16 protein-coding genes are annotated in these 20,485 nt (G+C 72.5%); 7 read left to right on the top strand and 9 right to left on the bottom strand.

All coding sequences use genetic code 11. The features are described 5' to 3' along the window. Nucleotides 1–5: 5 nt before the first annotated feature. The 3 genes from ABD361_RS13530 to ABD361_RS13520 are packed head-to-tail and all read right to left on the bottom strand — an operon-like array spanning nucleotide 6 to nucleotide 3,019. The gene (locus ABD361_RS13530) at nucleotides 6–1,151 is read right to left on the bottom strand and encodes an RNA polymerase sigma factor (protein WP_344435667.1); all 1,146 of its coding nucleotides are present in this window, start codon (nucleotides 1,149–1,151) and stop codon (nucleotides 6–8) included. Then, the gene (locus ABD361_RS13525) at nucleotides 1,151–1,567 is read right to left on the bottom strand and encodes a YciI family protein (RefSeq protein WP_344435348.1); all 417 of its coding nucleotides are present in this window, start codon (nucleotides 1,565–1,567) and stop codon (nucleotides 1,151–1,153) included. Before ABD361_RS13525 ends, ABD361_RS13530 begins: the two co-directional genes overlap by 1 nt. A 42-nt stretch (nucleotides 1,568–1,609) precedes the next feature. Beyond that, nucleotides 1,610–3,019: a cytochrome P450 gene (locus ABD361_RS13520; RefSeq protein WP_344435347.1), complete on the bottom strand. Its 1,410-nt coding sequence runs from the start codon at nucleotides 3,017–3,019 to the stop codon at nucleotides 1,610–1,612. Between the two features lie 266 nt (nucleotides 3,020–3,285). Here ABD361_RS13520 and ABD361_RS13515 point away from each other — a divergent pair, with 266 nt between their 5' ends. Together ABD361_RS13515 and ABD361_RS13510 are read left to right on the top strand one after the other, a co-directional pair. Further along, nucleotides 3,286–3,840, top strand: a complete 555-nt coding sequence (locus ABD361_RS13515; RefSeq protein WP_344435346.1) for a hypothetical protein — start codon at nucleotides 3,286–3,288, stop codon at nucleotides 3,838–3,840. 176 nt (nucleotides 3,841–4,016) lie between these two features. Further along, complete coding sequence (locus ABD361_RS13510) at nucleotides 4,017–6,866, top strand: NACHT domain-containing protein (RefSeq protein ID WP_344435345.1); 2,850 nt, start codon at nucleotides 4,017–4,019, stop codon at nucleotides 6,864–6,866. Nucleotide 6,867: 1 nt separating this feature from the next. On the opposite strand, the gene ABD361_RS13505 is transcribed toward ABD361_RS13510, so the two are convergent. After that, the gene (locus tag ABD361_RS13505) at nucleotides 6,868–8,430 is read right to left on the bottom strand and encodes an AMP-binding protein (RefSeq protein ID WP_344435344.1); all 1,563 of its coding nucleotides are present in this window, start codon (nucleotides 8,428–8,430) and stop codon (nucleotides 6,868–6,870) included. Between the two features lie 92 nt (nucleotides 8,431–8,522). Next, nucleotides 8,523–9,410, bottom strand: a complete 888-nt coding sequence (locus ABD361_RS13500; RefSeq protein WP_344435343.1) for a LysR family transcriptional regulator — start codon at nucleotides 9,408–9,410, stop codon at nucleotides 8,523–8,525. Between the two features lie 84 nt (nucleotides 9,411–9,494). Here ABD361_RS13500 and ABD361_RS13495 point away from each other — a divergent pair, with 84 nt between their 5' ends. Continuing rightward, a complete protein-coding gene (locus ABD361_RS13495; RefSeq protein ID WP_344435341.1) occupies nucleotides 9,495–9,995 on the top strand; it encodes a cupin domain-containing protein in 501 nt (166 codons plus the stop codon). Between the two features lie 122 nt (nucleotides 9,996–10,117). Then, nucleotides 10,118–10,579: an SRPBCC family protein gene (locus tag ABD361_RS13490; RefSeq protein WP_344435339.1), complete on the top strand. Its 462-nt coding sequence runs from the start codon at nucleotides 10,118–10,120 to the stop codon at nucleotides 10,577–10,579. A 214-nt stretch (nucleotides 10,580–10,793) separates the two neighbouring features. Here ABD361_RS13490 and ABD361_RS13485 read toward each other — a convergent pair whose 3' ends face one another. Then, a complete protein-coding gene (locus ABD361_RS13485) occupies nucleotides 10,794–12,038 on the bottom strand; it encodes a xylan 1,4-beta-xylosidase (protein WP_344435338.1) in 1,245 nt (414 codons plus the stop codon). Between the two features lie 91 nt (nucleotides 12,039–12,129). After that, nucleotides 12,130–12,807 carry a macro domain-containing protein gene (locus ABD361_RS13480; RefSeq protein WP_344435337.1) on the bottom strand — a complete coding sequence of 226 codons (678 nt, stop codon included), beginning with the start codon at nucleotides 12,805–12,807 and terminating at the stop codon, nucleotides 12,130–12,132. 179 nt (nucleotides 12,808–12,986) lie between these two features. Between ABD361_RS13480 and ABD361_RS13475 the strand changes: the two genes are divergently transcribed. After that, on the top strand, nucleotides 12,987–14,615 hold the full coding sequence (locus ABD361_RS13475) for an ADP-ribosyltransferase domain-containing protein (RefSeq protein ID WP_344435335.1): 1,629 nt from the start codon (nucleotides 12,987–12,989) through the stop codon (nucleotides 14,613–14,615). A gap of 72 nt (nucleotides 14,616–14,687) precedes the next feature. Here the strand turns inward: ABD361_RS13475 and ABD361_RS13470 are convergent, their stop codons facing one another. Next, nucleotides 14,688–15,449: an alpha/beta hydrolase family protein gene (locus tag ABD361_RS13470; protein ID WP_344435334.1), complete on the bottom strand. Its 762-nt coding sequence runs from the start codon at nucleotides 15,447–15,449 to the stop codon at nucleotides 14,688–14,690. Nucleotides 15,450–15,727: 278 nt separating this feature from the next. Between ABD361_RS13470 and ABD361_RS13465 the strand changes: the two genes are divergently transcribed. Continuing rightward, complete coding sequence (locus ABD361_RS13465) at nucleotides 15,728–16,879, top strand: PP2C family protein-serine/threonine phosphatase (protein WP_344435333.1); 1,152 nt, start codon at nucleotides 15,728–15,730, stop codon at nucleotides 16,877–16,879. An 8-nt stretch (nucleotides 16,880–16,887) separates the two neighbouring features. Here ABD361_RS13465 and ABD361_RS13460 read toward each other — a convergent pair whose 3' ends face one another. Beyond that, a complete protein-coding gene (locus ABD361_RS13460) occupies nucleotides 16,888–19,251 on the bottom strand; it encodes an NACHT domain-containing protein (protein WP_344435332.1) in 2,364 nt (787 codons plus the stop codon). A 95-nt stretch (nucleotides 19,252–19,346) separates the two neighbouring features. On the opposite strand from ABD361_RS13460, the gene dnaK reads away from it, so the two are divergent. Beyond that, on the top strand, nucleotides 19,347–20,485 hold a 1,139-nt coding region (dnaK, locus tag ABD361_RS13455), incomplete at its 3' end, for a molecular chaperone DnaK (protein WP_344435331.1).

The following is a 20,485-nucleotide window of genomic DNA, read 5'->3' as shown; positions in this document are numbered from 1 at the left end:
GCCCGTCACCGGCTCCGGTGGGCGTTGAGGCGGGCGGCCTGGCGGGTGAGGTGGTCGCGCTCGGCGAGGTTGGAGGCCTTGCGGGCCGCCTCGGCGTACAGCCGTGCCGCCGTTGCCAGGTCGCCGTCGCGTTCGTGGAGGTACGCCGCCACCGCGGTGTGGCGGGGCAGTGAGGCGTCCAGCTCGGCGAGCGCGGCCAGGCCGGCGCGCGGGCCGTCGGCCTCGCCGACGGCCACTGCACGGTTGAGGCGGACGACGGGGTTGTCGGTCAGGCGCGTGAGCTCGTCGTACCACTCGACGATCTGCACCCAGTCGGTCTCGGCGGCGGTGGGCGCGTCGGCGTGGAGGGCCGCGATGGCGGCCTGGGCCTGGTACTCGCCCAGCCTGTCGCGGGCGAGGGCCGCCTGGAGGATCGCGACGCCCTCGGCGATCAGGCGCGTATCCCACCGGCTGCGGTCCTGCTCGGCGAGCGGTACGAGGCTGCCGTCGGGCGCGGTCCGGGCGGGGCGCCGGGCGTGGTGGAGCAGCATGAGGGCGAGCAGCCCGGCCACCTCGGGGTGGTCGACGGCGGCCGCGAGCTGCCGGGTGAGGCGGATGGCCTCGGCGGCGAGGTCGACGTCGCCGGAGTAGCCCTCGTTGAAGACCAGGTAGAGGACGCGCAGCACGGTGGCGACGTCGCCGGGCCGGTCGAAGCGCACGCCGGCCACGGTGCGCTTGGCCCGGCTGATCCGCTGCGCCATGGTCGCCTCGGGCACCAGGTACGCCGCGGCGATCTGGCGGGTGGTGAGCCCGCCGACGGCGCGCAGGGTGAGCGCGACCGCGGACGCAGGGGTGAGCAACGGGTGGGCGCACAGGAAGTAGAGCTGGAGCGTGTCGTCCACCGCGGGCGCCGGTCCGGGCGCCGGTTCCTCCTCGACGAGGTCCTCGCGCCGGCGGCGGGCCGCGTCGGCGCGTGTCGCGTCGAGGAACTTCCGCCAGGCCACGGTGACCAGCCAGCCCTTCGCATCCCGCGGAGGGTCGGCCGGCCAGAGGCGGAGCGCCTCGACCAGCGCGTCCTGCACGGCGTCCTCGGCCGCCGCGAAGTCGGCTCCGCGGCGGACGAGGACGGTGAGCACGCCCGGTACGAGGCTCCTGAGCAGGACCTCGTCGATCAATGCGGGCACTCCGTGGTGCCGGGCTCCGCGGCCAGGAACGGGCGCACCTCCAGCCACTCGTGGATCGGCTTCCCGCCCGCCCCCGGCGCGGCCGACAGTTCGCCGGCCAGCTGGACGGCGCGCTCGTGGCTGTCGACGTCGATGATCATCCAGCCGGCGATGAGGTCCTTGGTCTCCGCGAACGGCCCGTCGGTGACCGGCGGGCGCCCCTCGCCGTCGTAGCGGACCCACTCCCCCTCGGGGGCGAGTGCATTGCCGTCGACGAACTCGCCGGTCTTCTCCAGCCGGGCCGCGAAGTCGTGCATGAACTGCACGTGGGCCGAGATCTCCTCCGGCGTCCACTGGTCCATCGGCACGTCGTTGACCGGAGCCGGGGCGCCTCGGTAGTGCTTGAGCAGCAAGTACTTGGCCATGGTGGTTCTCCTCGGTGCTGGTGCGACCCATTGTGGTCGCCTTCACCCCGGGGACGGAGCCGGCCACGGGTTCTCGACATCGCCGTCCAAGATTTTTTGGGCTGAGCGGTCCCGAGGGGTGAGGACCAGGCCGACGCGGCCGCGAGGCGGTAGCGCCACGGCCAGGCGCGGGCGGGGGTCGCCGGTGACGTGCACGTCGTAGCGGCTCAGCACGGTGGCCAGGACGAGCACCGACTCCATGGTGAAGAACGCCTGCCCCACGCACTGGTGGGCCCCGTCCCCGAAGGGCAGGTAGGCCAGCGGATGCCGCTCCCGTACGGCCTGCTTCCCGAACCGTCCGGGATCGAAGCGCAGCGGGTCCGGCCAGAACGCGGCGAGCCGGTGGGTGAGGTACGGGGAGAGGACGACCGTGGTGCCGGCCGGCACCGGCACCCGGCCGATCGTGTCGTCCTGCCCGGCCACCCGGGGAACGGCCCAGGCCATCGAGTACAGCCGCATCACCTCGGCCATCACCTGCCGGGTGAAGACCAGCTTCCGTACGTGCCCGGGCCGTGGCGGCCCGCCGGCCAGCACCTCGTCCGCCTCCCGCCGCACACCGGCCGCGACGGCCGGGTGCCGGGCCAGGACCACCCAGGCCCAGGTGAGCGTGAGCGCGCTGGACTCCGAGCCGGCCACGAACAACGCCACGATGTCCTGGCCGATGTGCTGGTCGGTCAGTGGCCGGCCGTCCGGTCCGCGTCCTCGGAGCAGGCCGCTCATCAGATCGGCGCCGTCACCGCCCTGCCGGCGGGCCGTGTCGATGGCGGGCAGGAGCATCCGGTTGATCGTCCGGGTCGCCCGCAGGAACGCCCGGTCCCCGGGCATCGGCACGCCGTGGGGGACGAAGGGCATGGCCATGCGCCACAGCAGCGAGTCCAGCGCGGTGGCCACTTCCCTGCCCAGCCGGTCGCACTGGGCAGCGCTGATGCGGGAGCCGAAGAAAACGGGGCTGATGATCCGGTGCACCAGCCGGGTCATCGCCGTCACCGCGTCCTCCGGCTGTTCCGGTCGCGCCCGGGCGGCCAGCTCCTCCACCGCCTGCTCGACCGAGGAAGCGATTGCCTCCCCCGTCCGCTGCAGATACCGGCTCGACATTCCCCCGCGCAGGACGTCGCGGCTGGCCCGCCACCCCGGGCCCTCCCCGGCGATGCCCTGACCGGTCAACCGGCCGAGGGCGTTCCACATCGCGGCTCCGCGGGCGTAGTTCTCCGCCCCGTCCCGCAAGACGTGCTGCAGGTGGTCGGGGTGCGTGAGCAGCAGGGGCCGGAAGGGCCCCAACCCCAGCCGCACCACCGCCCCCTGCGCCTGCCGGCCGGCCTCCTCGACCAGCCCGAGCGGTCCCCCTCTGATCAGCCGGCCCAGAACGCGGTGAAGGGGCAGAGCATGCACGTGGTCGACGGCGGGTGCGGGCATCGGCAACATCCGCCTCTCACGTACGAACGGGGATGTATATGTCGATACCACTCCGTTCTGTGAATGTCACACCCACTACGGCCAACAGGCGACCGGGTGACGGCCCACCAGGGCACGCCTCGGCGAGAGCTTGTGGAATGAAATGAAGACCTGCCCTGACGGCAGGCTCGGAAGCGCTACTGTGCCGGTGCGCCCAGCAGTGGTCGCGGAGTTGTGCCAACGGACGCGCCCGCGCCGGCCGACGCGGTCGCACGAGGAGGAGCCCTGTGTCGTCGCCCTGTGACCCCGAGCACGCACCCGCCGGCGATGTGGGCACTGCGCTCATGATGGTCGACTCCCGGCTCAAGGCCATCTACGACGGCAAGACGGAGACCGACCCCGAACAGCAAGAGATGATCGACCGGTTCGCCGCGTCCCTGGGCCCCGGGGGAGCCAACGACGTCCTGGACGGCACGTGCACGCTCATCTTCATGTACATGCAGTGGCTGCGCATGGCTTACGAGGCCCAGGACGAGGACGTCATCGACTACGTGGTGCCCAACCTGGTGGGCTCGATGCGCCTGATGCCCAAGAGCATCCGCCCCGAGGTCATCCCCACCATGGCCGGCCTGCTCGTCGCCGCCGGCACCGGCCTGAGCCCCAACCTGTGGCGCAGGCAGTACGGGTTCTGGACCAAGGACGAGCTGACTCCGCTGGAAGCCACCGCCTTCCTCCTCGCGGAGCACATCAACCGCATCACCGACGACCGCAACTTCGCCACCCGCATGATCACCCAGGCCCTGGCCGCTTCGGACGCGGCCGAGGCCGAGGACGAGAGCTGAGCGGGCGCCGGGCACGAGCCTAGGGACGCCGCCCCTGTCAGGGAGACGCTCCCCTCGTGCTCCTGTGCGCCTCCCCCGTACGCGGCACGGCTTCGGCCGGCGCCTCGTTCACCGGACATGGGCGGTCGGGAATGCGGCGGTACGGGGCCGTGTGGGCGCCGTTGAGGCGGGCGCGGGTGCAGCGGCGCATCGGGCTGGGCGTGGCCTGCTCGGCGCTGGTGGTCATGGCCTGTGTCCTGTGGGGGAACGGCGGCGACAAGAACAACGCGGCCTCCCTGTGGGTCTCCGTCGTCTCCGCGGTCGTCTCGGTGTGCGCCTTCGCCGCCGACCTGCTGCGCACCCCGGACGACGACCGCGGTCCGGCGCCGCGGGGCCGGCGGCAGCGGGCGGCCGACGCGCTCGCCGACGCGGTGCAGGAGCAGTGGGCGAGGGAGGCGCAGTTACGGCGGTTGCAGGATCCCGAGCCGCTGAACGTCGGCTGGTCCCGACTCGGGCCGCCGCTGGCCGACCACCGGCGGAACGTCCTGCGGGGCAGGCCGCTGCCCCCGCCGCGCGACGGCGACCAGCGGCTGGACCGGATCGTGCGGGCCTTCGGGGAGCTGCCGGCGCGCCGGCTGGTCGTGCTGGGCGAGCCGGGGGCGGGCAAGACGGTGCTCGCGGTGCAGTTCGTGCTGGGTACGCTCGCGGTCCGGCGCCCCGGCGGCCCCGTACCGGTGCTCTTTGCGCTGGCGGGATGGGATCCGCGGGCCGTCACGCTGCGCGAGTGGCTGGCCGGCCGCCTGGCCGCGGAGTACCGTCCGCTGGCCGCCGTCACGGGCGAGCGCACCCTGGCCCGTGAGCTGCTGGACGCCGGCCTCATCCTGCCGGTCCTCGACGGTTTCGACGAGCTGCCACGTGCGGTGCACGGTGATGCGGTGCGCCGCCTCAACGCGGAACTGGACGACCGCCTGCCCGTCCTGCTGACCTGCCGCACCACCGCCTGGTCGCGCGCCGTCGAGTCGGGGGACGTGCTCACCGCTGCGGAGGTCGTACGCCTCGACCCGCTCGACCTGGCCACGGCCCGCACCTACCTGGAGCGCACGGCCCGGCCGGACGAGCACGGCGACACCGCCTGGACGCCGGTCCTGCGGTCCCCGCCCGAGCCGCTGGCCATGGTGCTCACGACGCCGCTGATGGTGGCGCTGGCCCGGACGGTCTACGGGGACGCCTCCCGCGACCCGGCCGAGCTGACGGACGCCGCCCGCTTCCCCACCGCGCAGAGCATCGAGGAACACCTGCTGGACGCCTTCGTGCCGGCGGCCTTCACCGGCGGCCCGGGCAGCACCTGGCAGCCGGAGGCCGCGCACCGCATCCTGTGCCGGCTCGCCCGCGACCTGGGTAGCCGGGACGGCGTGCAGGGCACGTGGCGGTTCGCCTGGTGGGAGGTGCCCGCGGCGATGCCGGCGGCCTTGCGCGTCCTGGGCCCCGCCGCCCTGTCGCTGCTGGCAACGGCCACCGTGCTCGTACCGCTCGCCCGGTTCGGTGACGGTGTCGTCGGTGACTGGGACACTCCGCTGTCCACCGTCCTGAACCTCCTCGGCGACTTCACGGGACTGGGCTTCGGGCTCGCCTTCCTCCTGCCTGCCACGGCCGACAGCCCGCAGGGGCCGCGTCGTCTGGTGCGCATGGCCGCGACGTTCACCGCGGCCGCGGCGGTCGTCGCGGTGTGCGTGGGTCTGCTGTGCCCTCCCGTGCTCGGGCTGCGGCTGGGTGGTGTCGTCACGCCGCGCCCGGCCTGGTTCCTCAACGGGTGCTGCATGGGTCTCATCCTGGCGATGCTGTTCGCGGTCGCCGGTCTCCCCCGCCGTCCCCTCCCGCTGGGACTGCCGTGGGCCGGGGGCCACAACGGCAGCGGAGCCGTCCGGCTGCTGGGCGTGGTGGCCACGGTCGCCGGAGTCGTCCTCCTGTGCTGCGGTGAGGTGCTGCCGGCCACGACCGCCCTGGTGGCGGGCGTCCTGCTGTGCGTAGCAGGACAGCGGCACGCCGAACGGGTCGTCGCCCAGTACACGAGCCCCGCCGCGGTCCTCAAGGGATTCGCCGGCGGCCTCCTGCGCGGCTTCCTCGTCTGTACGTTCGTCGGGGTGGCCGCCGCGGCGGTCGTCGGCGGCATCACCGGGCTCTTCGCGGCGCAGGAGGTCCGGTCGGCGCACCTGCCGGCGGACGGCTCGGTGAGCGAGGGCTGGCGCCTGCGGACGGCGGCGGACGGCACCCGTACCGCCACCTCCACCGGGCCCTACCGGGGCGAGCTGCTCGTCGGCCGGCGCGGCGAGCTCCCACTGGCCGTCCCGCGGCACGCCCGCATCGCCCGCAACGGACGCCGGGTGGAGCACTTCGAGCAGGTCGTCCGGATCCGCACGGCGCCCGCGGGCCCGGTGCTGACCGCCCCCGGTCTGCCCCGGGCCGACGCCTGGAACGTGGTGCTCGGGCTGCCCCGGCCCGTCCACCTGTGGCTCGCCGAGCGTCCCGCCCCCGTCATCGTCCGCGGCGCCACGCTGCCCCTGCTGGGCTTCGGGGCGCTGATCGGGGCCATCGGGGGCTGCGCGTCCGGCGTGTACCGGGCCCTGAGCGTGCCGTCCGACATGGTGCGGGCGGCCGGCCCGCGCAGCACCCTGCGCGCCGATCGCGCCGCCACGCTCGCGCGCAGCGCGACCGCGACCGTCCTCGCGGGCGGGGTGTGCCTGGCACTGGTCCTCCTGGTGGGCCGCGGCGGCCCGTTGGGCACCATGCACACCGAACTGTGGGTGCCGGTCGGCACCTCCGCGCTCGCGCTCAGCGCGTGGGGGCGGCTGTGCGTCGCCCGCGTCTGGCTCGCCCTGACGGGGCGCGCGCCCTGGCGGCTGATGGGGTTCCTCGCCGAGGCGCACCGCCGCGGCGTGCTGCGGCAGTCGGGTGCGCATTACGAGTTCCGTCATCTGCGCCTGCAGCACCGCCTGGCCGGGGCGCCGGACGACGCGGGCACACGGCGCGTGCCGGCCCCGGCGCCGTAGGTCAGCCCGCCAGCTGTGCGCGCAGCTGCTGCTTGTCCGGCTTGCCGGCCGCCGTCAGGGGAATGGCGGGGACGAGGTGCAGGGCCTCGGGGGCGTAGAGGCGTCCTTTGCGGGCGGTGACGAAGTCGCGGATCTCCTCCAGCGACGGCCGTTGTCCGTCCGCGGGCACCACGGCGGCGTGGACGTGCTCCACCGACTGCTCGTCCCGGCTGCCGAAGACCGCGCACTGGGCGACGGCAGGATGGCGCAGCAGCAGGTCCTCCAGCTCCGCCGGGTAGACGTGGCCGCCGACGACCACGATCATCTCCTTGATCCGGTCCACGATGTAGAGGTAGCCGTCCTGGTCGAGGTAGCCGACGTCTCCGGTGTGCACCCAGCCGTCCCGCAGCACCTGGGCGGTCAGTTCCGGCTGCTTCCAGTAGCCCTGCATGACGTACGGCGAGCGCACCTGCACTTCGCCCGGTTCCCCGGGCGGCAGGGTGGTGCCGTCGGCGTCCCGGACGGCGATCTCCACCCCGGGCAGTGCCCGACCGACCGTCAGGTGCCCGCCGCGGCCGGTGCGTTCCTGGTCTCCGGGGCCGGCCTCGGTGATGTGCTGCGCCTCGGCCTGCCCGTACAGGCCGTGGAGCACCGGCCCGAAGGCCTTGGCCGCCTGCCGCAGCCGGGCCGGCGAGGCGGCGGTGCCCCCGTAGGTGATGCGGCGCAGGCCGGACAGGTCGGTGGTGGGCAGGGCCGGGTGGTCCAGCAGCCGGTAGAGCAGGGGCGGCAGCAACCAGGTGTGGGTGATGCGCTCGCGCTCGATCGTGGCCAGGACGTCCCCGGGGTCGAAACCGTGCCGCAGGACCACCGAGCCGCCCTCGTGCAGGGCCATGTCGGCGAAGATGCCCGCGAGGTGGGCGAGCGCGGTGCAGGCCAGATAGCGGGGCGGGTCGCCGGCGTCCGCGAGGGGGTGGTCGAGGCCGGTGCGGTACGAGCCGTGGGTCATCCGGATGCCCTTGGGGATGCCGGTGGTCCCGCCGGTGTGCCGGATGCACCAGTCGTCGTCCGGACCGACCCGGCCGCGCATCGGCCGGGCCGGGTGCCGGGCGGCGGTGGCCAGGACGTCCTCGGCGAAGCCGCTCGGGCCCAGGGAGAGCACCGGGGGAACGCCGCCGAGCCGCAGCAGCTCCTCGGCGGTGGCGTGCCGCTGGTCGTCCACCAGCAGCAGGGAGCACTCCACACTGGCCATGATGTGCGCCATGGTGGGCGGGCTCATGCCCTCGTACAGGCCGACCACCCGGCCACCGGCCAGGTTGGCGGCGTAGCGGGCGACGAGGGCCTCGGCGGTGTTGCCGGTGAGCAGCGTGACGGTGGTGCCACGGCCCACGCCGCGCTCGGCCAGCTCGGCGGCGAGCCGGAGGACGCGGTCGCGCAGCTCCCCGGCGCCGATCACCAGCCCTTCGGCGGTGGTGACGGCGGCCCGCTCGGGGTGGGCGGAGAACACGTCGAGGACGGCCTCCACGTAGCTGCGGAATCCGACGTGCTCGTGCCCGTGCCCGTGCCCGCTGGACTGCTGCTGGCTCATCGCTGACGCTCTCCCTTGCCGGAATGTCCCCTCGAGGCCGTCGACGCTAGTGCCGCCCGCTGATACCTTCCACGACCGGTTCTGTCATGTGCTCATGACGCGCTGGGCATGAGGTGTTCTTTCGCCAGGCGGCGGAACTCCAGGGCCGCGGGGGAAAGGTGGGCGTCCCGGCGCCACACCAGCGTCAGCGTCCGGTGACAGTCCGGGGCGTCCAGCCGCAGCCAGGCCACCGGGCTGCGCTCGGCCATGGTCCGCCGGGCGATCGCGGGCATCAGTCCGATGCCGAGCCCGGCGGCGATCAGCTCCGGGGTCGCGGCGGCCTCGTCGCCCTCGCAGACCACACGCGGTACGAGTCCCTCGCCGGCGAAGAGCCGCTCCAGCAGGGCACGCTGCCACAGGCCGGGGCGGGTGCTGACGAACCCCTCGCCCGCCAGCTCGGCCACCGTGACGCGCTCCCGGCCGGCCAGCGGATGGCCCGGCGGCACGGCCAGCAGCACCTCCTCCCGCACCAGCTCCAGCGTGCACAGTCCGGGCCCGGACAGCGGCTGGGAGGCGAGCGCGAAGTCCACCTCGGCGGTGCGCAGATGCCGCCGCATCTCGTCCAACGGCGCCTGGAACAGCCGTACGCTCACCCCGGGACGGTACGTACGGAAGGCGGCCAGCACCGAGGCCAGCTGGACCAGGGTCTCGGCGGCGACGGCCACCCGGCCCGGCCCCGCGCCGGAGGCGTCGGCCGCCTCCCGCCGGGCGTCGTCCAGCTCGGCCAGCACCCGCTCGACCCGGCGCAGGAAGGCCTCACCGTGCTCGTTGAGCCGAATCCGGCGGCCCCGGCGGTCGAAGAGCGGAACCCCGAGTTCGGATTCGAGCCGGATGATGGTCCGGCTCACGGACGGCTGGGCGACCCGCAGTTCCTCGGCGGCGCGGCTGATGTGCTGGTGCCGGGCAACGGCCTGGAAATAGCGCAGGGAGAGAAGGTCCATGACGGCAGTCTCGCCGGGCCCCGGTCCTTTCGCGTAGTTCGATACGACGCGGCGGTGGCCGAACGCCTGGGTGAGAATGCCCTCATGACCAATGATCATGCCCATGTTCCTGCCGACCGTCCGCTGCTGCGCCGCCCGCAGGACGGCGAGCTCATCGACGTCGCCGGAGTCGCCCACTTCTTCCGGCTCACCGGCGAGCACACGAACGGGCACTTCTCCTTCGAGGAGTTCAGCCTCGCCCCCGGCACGATCGGTGCCCGGCCGCACGTCCACGAGGGCCACGACGAGTACTTCTACGTCCTGGAGGGCGAGCTGACGCTCCACACCGGCGACGGCGAGGTGACGGCCGGCCCCGGCGACCTGCTCGCCGCGACCCGCGGTACGCCGCACGGCTTCCGCAACGCGGGCACGGTCACCGCACGTGCGCTGTGCCTCTACACCCCTGCCGGCTATGAGAACTACTTCCGCGACGTCCACGCCGCCGTGAGCGCCGGGGCCGAGGCGACCGACGAGCTGCTGGCCGAATTCCGCAGCCGCTACCGGACCAGCTCCCACCCGGCGCCCTCGGGCACGCCGCAGGAGTAGGAGGCGCCGGCCGGATTTTTTCCCGAGCTCTTCGCACATAGCGAGCGCGAACGGGTACCCGCGGAGGAGTCCGAGCGCGGCGGACACGCACCGCGCTGCCGCGACTACAGCGAGGAGTCCCTATGAGCACGGTGAAGGAAGCGGTGGAGGTCGACGTCCCCCTCCACACCGCCTACAACCAGTGGACGCAGTTCGAGGAGTTCCCGAACTTCATGGAGGGCGTCGAGGAGGTCCGCCAGATCGACGACCGTCACAACCACTGGACCACCAAGATCGGCGGCGTCCAGCGGGAATTCGACACCGAGATCGTCGACCAGCACCCCGACGAGCGCATCACCTGGCGAACGGTCGGCGGCGAGACCAAACAGAAGGGCACGGTCAGCTTCCGGCGCGTGGACGACACGCACACGCGCGTCGAGCTGGTGATGGACGTCGAGCCGAGCGGCATGGCCGAGAAGGCCGGCGACCTCACCGGGACGATCGACCGCCGCGTCAAGGGCGACATGCGCCGCTTCAAGGACTACATCGAGAAGCAGGGCGGCGAGACGGGCGCCTGGCGCGGCCGCATCAGGCCCGGCGACTGACGCGCCCTGGGGGCGTCGGCTGCCCGTCGGCCGGTGCCCCTTGCCCGTGCGGCGCCCCGTCAGGGGCGCGGGGAACTGCGCGACAAGCCACGACGCGCCCGCAGCCGAAGTGCCGTGCTGCCACCGGCCCCTGCGGGCCGTCCGTGGCCGATCGCGCCCACGCGGCGGCAGCCGCAGATCGACACTGCCCCGCGCCCCCTCGGGGCGCGACGGCTCAGTGGGGCAGCCAGCGCACCTCGTACGGGGCGAGGGACAGCGCCTGTCCGTCCACCCTGGCCACGACCGGGCGGGCCTCGGTGTTGACGACGAGCACGGCCGCGTCGTCGGCCAGGGCCTGGAGCCTCTCGCCCCTTGCGGCCGTCACGGCAACCGGCCGGAAGGCGCTGCCGGGAGGGAACTCGTGGGCGAACCGGCTCAGCAGCCGGGCCATGGGCAGCGCTCCTCCGCCGTCGCGCAGGTGGGTGCTGCGCCACAGGCAGCCGGGGCAGTCGTCCCCCGTCTGCTGCGGGTTCCAGTAGAAGGCGGCCGCCGCACCGCTCTCCGCCAGCCGCATCATGGCGGTCGCCTGTACGGCGGTGCGGTGCTGCTCGCTCCAGCCGTCCCGTCCGCCCGGCCGGTCGTCGTCGGCGGGCGGCTCGACGTACCACTCGGCCCACCACACCGGCAGCCCGGTCACCCGCCTCAGCCAGCGGGTGACGTCGGCGAACTTCTCGGTGGCGGCGAACTCGTCGGGGATCGTGCGGTGCCCGTCACGGGTGTAGCTCGATCCGTCGACGACGACGAAGTCCGCACCCGTCTTGTGCGCGTTCCAGTAGTGGACGACGTCGGCCGAACGCTGGTCGAGCTCGCCCCAGCAGCCGCGCAGTTCGCGCGAGCAGTCCTCCTCGTGGGCGGCGGGCGGATCGTGGTCGGCCACCACGTACGGCCCGCCGACGAGGTTGCGGGGGTTCTGCTTCTTCAGCTCCGCGTGGACGAGGTTGTACAGCTGGGTGTAGCCCTCGTAGTTCCAGCGGCGCTTGTCCTCGTCGTAGAAGCCCTTGAGCTCGTTCCACACCAGGAAGTGCCGGATGTCGGGGTAGCGGCGGGCGACCGTGCCCGCGAGGCGGGCGAAGTCGGCGTAGTGCCGGGGATCCGGGGCGGTTTCGAGCCGCGACCAGTCGGTGTGCCCTGCCCGGCCGCCCTTCATCCAGTCGGGGGCGGCGCACAGCGTGAGGACGGGGACGGCGCCGGTGCCGCGCATCAGGGCGACGCGCTCGTCGAGGGCCTCGAAGTCGTGGCGGCCGGGGGACGGTTCCGGGTTCTCCGCGCCCCAGCCCATGATGTGCTGGTTCTGCGGCAGGGGCTGCGCGGAGAGCAGGGCGCCGGCCCTGCGGGTGGCGTCCGGTACGCCGTACTCCGCGCTGTACTGGGTGTGGGTGAAGCCCCACCCGGGCCGGGTACCCGCCGCATGTCGCCCCATGACATCCGACGGTATCCCTCTCGCCCGGGCTTCTCCCGGAATCGGCCCAAGTGGTCGGCCGGTCTCTCGTTTCGGCGGGAGCAGCCGCCGGTCAGCGGCGGGAGGCGCCGCGCCGGGGCGGGGCTATGCGGACCCGCCGGCCGCCGGTGGCGTTCTCGATGTCGTCGAGCTGTGCGGTGATCGTGCTGCGCAGGTCGTCGTCGTCCTCGAAGCAGAAGTCGTTGAACAGCGTGTAGCCCGTCCACATCAGGTTCGCGCACACCCGTGCCGGCACCCGGCCGGTCTGCGCGCCCATGCCGACCAGGGCCACCGACCGGATGCTGCCCGGCTCCTTGTCGTTCTGCCGGTGGATCGCCTGGAACGCGGCGGCGCACGCCAGGGCGACGTTCAAGGTCTCGCTCACGTTCTGCGCGGACGTCTCCATCGTGGGCGTCGAGATGAGGAACTTCGGCTTGACCGCCCCGGAGGGGACGCACACCGCACTGCCCACCGGAAGGGTGCCCCCGAAGCCGTCCCGGATCGCCCGCTGGACGCGCAGCTGGATGCCGGCGCCGAGGTACCGCTTGACGGCCGCGTCGACACCGCCGTCCATCCGTCCCCGGGAGTTGGTCGGGCTGACCCAGGCGTCGACGTCCTCGTCGAGGATCGAGCCCTTGCGGATCTCGATGCCGGGGGTGTCGGCGAAGGCCGCCCGCCAGGCCGCCACCACCGCGGTGTTGAGGTCGGTCAGCACGACCTTGAGCGGCGACGGCACGGGATTCACGGTCATGGTTCACTCCGATCGAAAAGCGTTCACTCGACTGACCGGGACGCTAGCGCGCCCCACTGACACTGCGTCCGGCCCGGACCGGCGCCCGGAGGGGATGTCAGTGGGCTGCCCTATCGTCGTGAGCACTTCGCCGATCAGGCCTCCCACCAGCGCTGTTCGACTTTTTCGGAGCCCCTCCCATGAGTGATGCCCACACCTCCGCCCTGCCCGACGCGGGCGACCCGCTGGCTCTCGCCGACCTGTTCAAGGGCGGCGGCGAGCCGTGGCTCCCGCTGCTGAAGCCGGTCATCGAGGCCCAGCCGGGCGCCGCCGCGTTCATGGGCCCGGGGCGCAGCCCCGAGGTCGTACCCGTGCGCGAACTGACCTTCCAGGCGCTCAAGCCGCATGCGCCCCACAAGTGGAAGGTCGTCGTCTTCGGCCAGAACCCCTATCCGCGGCCGGAGAGCGCCACCGGCATCGCCATGTTCGACAACACCTTCCACGACTGGAAGGACAGTCAGTTCGGCAGGGTCGTCAGCATTCGCTGCCTGATCAAGGCGGCGGCGATGTGGAAGTACGGCATCCCCAAGAAGACGCCGATCGCCGACATCCGGGCGCTGTTGAAGAAGCAGGACACCGTCCAGCCGCCGGAATGGTTCCAGGCGATGCTCACGCAGGGCGTCCTGCTGCTGAACGCCGCGCTCACGGCCAGCGCCGACGGGGCGATGGGCACCGACCGGCACACCGCGTTCTGGCGGCCGGTCGTGGAACGGATCGTCGAGGAGATCCTCAAGGCCAAGCAGGACGCGGCCGAGGAGGAGGACCGGGGTGTCGTCTTCGCGTGGTGGGGAGCCCACGCACGCACCCTGAAGAAGGTCGTCCTGCGGCTCCAGGAGAAGTACCCGGACGTCGACGTCCGGCACATCGACCATGCCAACCCCGCCGCACAGGGCGACCTCTTCTGCGACGGCGAGCACTTCCGCGTGGTGAACGACGCCCTCGCCTCGCTGGGCGCCGACGCCGTCGACTGGCTGCCGAGCAAGGGCTGGGACGCGCACGCGGCCGGGGGCGGCGGGGCGGACGGCGGCGTCGCCGAGCGCATGGGCGCGTTCATCGCGTCGACGATGGAGCTGCACCAGCTGTACCTGGACCGGCTCGCCGGCGTGAAGGACGAGGGCCTCCTCCTCTCCCCGATCACCGGGGTCCTCGACACACCGCTCATGGACTTCCGGGACGCCGTCGGCCCCGTCGCCCGGCTGCTGTCCGGTCTCGACCGGCACGTGACCCTCTCGCACGAATTCGGCAAGAGGCGGGCGGATGCGGCGGACGCGGCGTCCGGCAGCCTGTCCGCCGACGCGATCGCCGCCCTCCACCTCTACACCTGCCAGTCCGCCTTCTACCGCGAGATCAACGCCATCCTGCGCTCCCCCGACCGGACCAGGGTCCTGCCGTACCTCCCCTACCTGCGGCTGCTGTTCTCGGCGGTGTCGGGCCTTCCCGCCCGGACGGAGCCGCTGTGGCGCGGCGTACCGCTGGACCTGCGGGCCCAGTACCCCGTCGGCGGGACCGTGACCTGGTGGGGCGTGTCCTCGTGCACGTCCAAGCACAGCGTGGCGCGGGCGTTCCTCGGCGGCCGCGGCAAGCGGACGCTCTTCGAGGTGCTGCCCGCCCGGGCCGTGGGCATCCGCAGCTTCTCCGCGTTCACGGACGAGGAGGAGTTCATCCTCCTGCCGGGCACGCAGCTCAAGGTGACCGACGTCACGTCCGAACGCAACGGCCTGTGCACGGTGAAGCTGGCCGAGCTGGAGGAGCCGCCGCTGGTCTCCTGACCCGGAAGCGGAACCCGGCGGGACAGCGGGTGGTGCAGCGGCGCCCGGCCGGTGACCGGGCGCCGGCGCCCGTCAGCTGCGGCCGGCGGCGCCGCCGAGGTGCCGGGCGAAGAACCGGACACCGCTCTCGGCCTCGAACCGGGGCAGTTCCTTGTGCCTGCCCGAGTTCACGTGCAGCGACTTCTCCTTCGAGGCGAAGGCGTCGAACAGCGCGAGACCCTCCTCGCGGGAGATGTGCTCGTCGTCCCACTGCATGTCGAACTCGACGGGGACGGTGATCCGCTGCGCGTGCTCGGCCAGGACATGGGGCCAGTGCTGGCCGAAGACCGCCGCCGTGACCCTGGGTTCGGTCGCCACGAACGGTATGCCGATTGCGGTGCCCATGTTGATGCCCCAGTAGCCGACCGGCCCGTCGGTGCCGATTTCCGCAAGCTCCTGGAGGGCGTCCAGGGTCGCCCGCCACTCGGGCACGGCGAGCTCTGCGAGGTGTGCGTTGTAGCGGACGACGATCGGGCCCTCCGGCTCGCCCGCCGCCCGCGCCGCGTACAGTGCGGCGATCTCCTCCTCGTCGTGCGCCGTACGCGGCCGGTCGCCGTGACCGGGCGCATCGATGCAGGCGACGTGGAAGCCGCAACCGGTCACGAGGAGACGGGCACGGCCGGCCATCGCCGGGTGCTTCTTGTGGTTGCCGCCGCCGTGCCCCATCAGTACCAGGGGTGCGCGGTCGGCGCCGGACGCCGGCGACCAGAGAACGCCGGGGACGCCGCCCACGGTGAAGTCGCGCTCGACCATGCCGTTCGACGACGACCGGGAAGTGAACTGCAAAGAGTACATAGGTGGTGCCTTTCGGAAGTGCCTTGTCATTCCCAGGCGCTCCCGGCGACGACCTATGTCGTCCGCTCGGCCGTGACGACGAGCGGGAGCACCCACGTGCGTACTGCGTTCATGGGTCTCACCTCCTCGTGCGGTGTCACGGTCGAGCGCACGCTATCTCACGAAGATCATCGCGTTCAACTGTTTTTTTTCCCGCGGGTCCGGGCGACGGGACCCGAGGACACGGCCCCGGCGCACGACGAGTGGCCCCCGGGCGATCCGCGGGCGAGCCTGGAGGCATGGGGTCGCTCTTGCGCTCCGCCTCCCGGCCGGGAGGGAGCGCCCACACCTGGGGCCTCCTGATGGTGGGGCAGTGCCTGCCCTTCGTGATCGCCCTGCTGGTGCTGGCCATCGAGTTCTCACCCGCACACTTTCTGTACACCGGCCCTCTCCTCACGGCGACGCCCGCACTCGCGGCCGTGACGCTGGGGCTGCGGGGCACGCTCGCGTCGATCGGTCTCGCGGTGGCCATCAGCGTGGCGACCGCGACGTACAACGACGCCTGGGGTACCCAACAGGTCTACACCAATCTGCTGGCCATCTTCCTGGTCTCCGTCGCCGGCATCACGTCGAACAGCGCCGTGCGCACGCGCAGGGAGAACGAACTGGACCAGGTCCGCCGCATCGCCACCGCGGCCCAGGAGGTCGTCCTGCGCCCCGTACCCGAGCGGCTCGGCCCCTTGCGGACCGCCGGCATGTACCTCGCGGCCGAACAGGGCGCCCAGATCGGCGGCGACCTGTACGAGATCCTGCAGACCCGCTACGGGGTCCGGATGATCGTGGGCGACGTGCGGGGCAAGGGGCTCCAGGCCGTACGCGCCGCCGCGGCCGTCCTGGGCGCCTTCCGCGAGGCCGCGCAGTACGAGGACGACCTCGCCGACGTGATGAACCGCTGCACCGCCGCCCTGCGCCGTGAGACCGCCGTCCCCGGGGCGTTCGACCAGGTCGCCCTGCTGGAGGGCTTCGTCACCGCCCTCGTCGCCCAGGTGCCGGACGGGCCCGTGGTCGAGGTGGTCAACCGCGGCCACCCGCCGCCACTCATGACGCACGGTGACACCCTCCACGTCCTGACGCCCGCCGACCCCCTCCCGCCCCTGTGGCTGGAGGACTTCGCCGCGGGCCACCCCGCCACGGCGGAGAGCCACCCGTTCGCACCCGGCGACCGCCTGCTGCTGTACACGGACGGCGTAATCGAGGCCCGCGACCCGAACGACGCCTTCTTCCCCCTGCCGGAGGCCATGCGCGAAACCGCCGCCGAGCTGCCGTGCGGTCTGCCGAAGGACTTCCTTGAACACCTGCACGAGGCACTGCTGGGGCACACGCGGGGCCACCTGGCGGACGACGCGGCGATGCTGCTCGTGGAGCGGTGCGAGGAGGGGCAGGAGCCATGACGCACGCGTCATCCGAAGGGCGTGCGCACCGGCCTCGGACGGTCCGGCCGCCGACCGGCGCGCGGGGCCGGAAGCCGGGGTCGGGTGGCGAGGTGGTGCTGGAGGCGGGCGTGCCGGAACTGGTAGACGGGTCCGACCCGGCGGAGGATGCCGAGCCGGTGCGCGTCGGCGAGGAACGCCTGCAGCCGCCAGGGGAGCCTGCCGCGGGCGGCGAGGATCAGGCGAGCGAGGGTGTAGTGGGGCCAGGAGTGAGCGGGCAGCGCCACACCGGCACCGAGGAATCCGCCGTGGAAGAGGCCGATCACAGCCGCGAACACAGTGGTGCGCAGGGGGTTGTACGGCGACCATGACACGACGGCCCGCATGATGCCGTCGGGGATGTTGAAGACCACTGCGCAGGCTGCTCCACTGATCAGCGAAATCAGGCGATCGGCTTGGACGGAGGAGCTTGCCGTTGCCACTTCGTCAGCAGTGGACGGGCCCCGGACCCAGTCCAGTGCGGCCAGGCCGGCGCCCACCGCGGCCCCGATCGTCAGGCCCCAGGGCACCGTCCCGGTCGGAAGGGCGGTTTCGTAGCCGGCGAACGTGTATCCGGCGAAGACCGTTTCGCTGATTGCGGCGACGCCCGCGACGATGACGAGCGCACGGATCAACTGCCTGGACCGGCCTCGCCGGGCGGGCCGGCTACGGCTCGGCATACGAGGAGGGGACGGCAGGCCGCCGGCACCCAGCATGCACAGCCACAGGCTGAAGCAGACGAACCCGATGGCGGCCACCAGCACCGGTCCGAACAGGCCGTGGTAGTAGTACAGCGCTGCGGGCAGGGCCGCGAGGCCGCCGGACAAGGACAGGAGCGCAGCCACAGCGGCCGTACGGGCCAGGCTGCGTTCCCGCACGGCTATCAGGCCGCCGATTCCCAGTACAGGGACGTTGATCAGGGCCTCCATCGCCGACAAGGGGTACCACTGCAGGCCTTCGCTCCATGACGGCACGTCCAGGACAGCCACCAGGAGCGAGGTGGTCAGCAGGAGTCCGAGGCATGTGACCAGCGCCCACGTCCCTGCGCGCCGCCACGGCCCGGCCAGGGCCGGAGTCCACCGGTACAGCTGCCACCACATCAGGTCGTACGTCCCCTGGGCGTGCAGGCCCGCCGCGAACCAGGCGAGGTGGCGATGGGCCTGCCGGGGATCCCAGCTGCAGCCCGGGTGCTGCCTGCGTGCGCGGCCGTAGAGCGTCGGGATCAGCGCGTCGAGGAGATGACGCTCGATGTCGGCGGCCGTGGGGAAGCGCCGGGTGTCGGCGAGTTCGGCGGGATCGTTGTCGTTGTCGGCGTAGACGGACCGGGCCAGGGCCACCATCAGCGGGCTCGTCAGGGCCTGGGCCGCAGGGGCCTGCGGCTGGTGGTCGAGGTGCTCGGCCAGGGCGTTCCAGCCGCGCTGGCGGGGCCCGGGTGGCGTGGCCAGCTTCAGCAGGGCGAGGGCGTCGCCGGCGCGTACGGGCGCGGGTTCCAGGACGGCCGCTCCGGTCAGGATGCCGCTCTCGGCCACCGCTCGCACGTAGTCGTCGGTACGGCAGGTCAGGACGAGCGGAGTGTGGGCCGGCACGGTGTCGTTGAGGGAGGCCAGGGCTGCTGCCCGGCGCTGTTCGGGCAGCTCGTCGAGACCGTCGAGTACCGGAATCAGACGGTGCTCCGTCAGGAGGTCCTCGATGACGCCGGCACCGTAGTTCTCGGTGTCGGCCAGCGCCGGGTAGTCCACGGCAACGCGGCGGCGCAGCCACGTGCCGGCGCTCTCGCGCGCGGGGTCGAAGGAGGACAGCGAGAAGAGCACCGGCACCGGATCGCCGTCGCTGCGCGTGCGCAGCAGGGCGAGCAGCAGCAGGACGGCGAAGGTCGTCTTCCCCGATCCTGCCGGGCCCAGGACCACGAGGCGCCGGCGCGCGAGCGCTCCGAAGGCCGCGGCCAGTTGCTGCGGATCGTCGGCCCGGCAGACCACGGCGGTGCCCACCAGCCGACGGTGGTCGGACACTCCCGGGTCGGAACAGTCCGACCAGACCACGGGCAGCGGCTCGGGATCGTACAGTTGCCGCAGGGTGGCCTCGTCCTCCCACTGCCGGCGGACCGTGCGGGCCAACGCCTCGGCCGCCTCCGCGACTTGCCTGCTGCTGGAGGGCGCCCGGCTCCGGCCGGCGCGCGAGGCCCACCCGGACAGCACGCCGAACAGGGCGATCACCGCGCTCACGACCGCCGCGGCAGCGGAGATCCGCTCGGGGTCCTGCAGCGGCCAGGCCACCGACAACCCACAGGCGGCCACGGCGCACAGCACCCAGGTCGCCTTCCATCGCTTGCTCACGGAGAGTAAAACGACCGCCATGTACTGCAGTTACCGGTGACCGCGCTCCGCTGGGAGGATTCCTCGCCTTGACATACCTCGGCTCAAGTTTTATGAAGGCAGAGAGGTGATGCATCGTGGCACGCGCTGTCGGAATCGACCTTGGTACGACGAACTCCGTGGTGTGCGTCCTGGAGGGCGGGGAGCCCTCGGTCGTCACGAACGCGGAGGGTATGCGAACGACACCGTCCGTCGTCGCGTTCGCGAAGGGCGGGGAGGTGCTGGTCGGCGAGATCGCCAAGCGCCAGGCCGTGACGAACGTCGAACGCACCGCCCGTTCCGTCAAGCGGCACATGGGCGATGCGCAGTGGCACTTCCCCGACTCGGGGACCGTGGACGGCAAGCGTTTCACCGCGCAGGAGATCTCCGCCCGGGTGCTGCAGAAGCTCAAGCGGGATGCGGAGGCGTTCCTGGGGGACGACGTGACGGAGGCCGTCATCACCGTCCCCGCGTACTTCAACGACGCCCAGCGCACCGCGACCAAGGAGGCGGGCGAGATCGCGGGGCTGAAGGTCCTGCGGATCATCAACGAGCCGACGTCCGCCGCGCTCGCCTATGGTCTCGACAAGGAGAACGACCAGACCGTCCTCGTCTTCGACCTCGGTGGCGGTACGTTCGACGTCTCGCTGCTGGAGATCGGCGAGGGCGTGGTCGAGGTGAAGTCGACGTCCGGTGACACGGAGCTGGGCGGCGACGACTGGGATCAGCGGGTCGTCGACCATCTGGTGAAGCAGTTCAAGAACGGCTACGGCATCGATCTTTCGCAGGACAAGATGGCCGTCCAGCGGCTGCGCGAGGCCGCCGAGAAGGCGAAGATCGAGCTGTCGGCCGCCACGGAGACGACGATCAACCTGCCCTACATCACGGCGTCCGCCGAGGGCCCGCTGCACCTGGACGAGAAGCTCACGCGCGCCCAGTTCCAGCAGCTCACGGCCGACCTGCTGGAACGCTGCAAGGGACCGTTCCACAATGCGGTGAAGGACGCCGGCATCAAGGTCGCGGACATCGACCACGTCATCCTGGTCGGCGGTTCGACGCGGATGCCGGCGGTGACCGACCTGGTCAAGGAACTCACCGGCAAGGAACCGCACAAGGGTGTGAACCCGGACGAGGTCGTCGCCATCGGCGCCTCGCTCCAGGCCGGTGTCCTCAAGGGCGAGGTCAAGGACGTCCTGCTCCTCGACGTCACCCCGCTGTCCCTCGGCATCGAGACCAA

Origin of the sequence: Streptomyces luteosporeus (assembly GCF_039532865.1) — a bacterium.
In the GTDB taxonomy this organism is placed as follows: domain Bacteria; phylum Actinomycetota; class Actinomycetes; order Streptomycetales; family Streptomycetaceae; genus Streptomyces; species Streptomyces luteosporeus.
The sequence above is the reverse complement of the archived record's forward strand: the minus strand, read 5'-3'. Positions and strand labels throughout refer to the sequence as shown.